1 pseudogene is annotated in these 612 nt (G+C 47.5%); it reads left to right on the forward strand.

Going from position 1 to position 612, the window contains the following annotated elements:
- Positions 1-612 (forward strand): annotated as a pseudogene (locus R7R78_RS27665) (catabolite repressor/activator); the annotation flags it as partial.

Here is a 612-nt window from a genome sequence, read left to right on the forward strand (position 1 = left end):
CGCCGAATTGACGCGCTGTTTGTCGCAAGTGGTATGCCATCGGCTAATGAGTATTATCTCAAGTTACAAAACTCGGGCACTCCGGTTATAGCACTTGACCGTCCAATGGATGATGAGCATTTTTGTTGCATTATCAGTGAAGATTTTGATGCTGCTTTTGAGCTTACGGAATCGGTACTGACACCAGAGATAAAAACCATTGGTTTGATTGGTGCGTTGCAAGATCTGCAAGTGTCGAAAGAGCGCGAACTGGGTTTTCGGTCTGCCTGCCAAAAAGACGATACGGCAATGACCGTCGGTTACGGTTTGCACTTCTCTCGTGAGGAGGGAAAAAAGGTACTGGATAAATGGGTTCAAGCAGGCAGTTTGCCTGATGCGATCGTGACGACTTCCTACACGTTGCTTGAAGGCGTCCTAGACGTGATGCTTGAAAAGCCAGAGCTCATGAGTCAAGTTCGTCTGGCGACATTTGGTGATAATCGACTGCTGGACTTCTTACCAGTGAAAATCAACTCTCTGCCTCAGCAATTTGAGTTGATTGCTGATAGTGCGATGGAGTTGGCACTGAATGCCTCGGCCAAACGTTACAAACCGGGTGTGGAGCTTATTCCT

It is taken from the genome of Vibrio sp. 2134-1 (assembly GCF_033339495.1).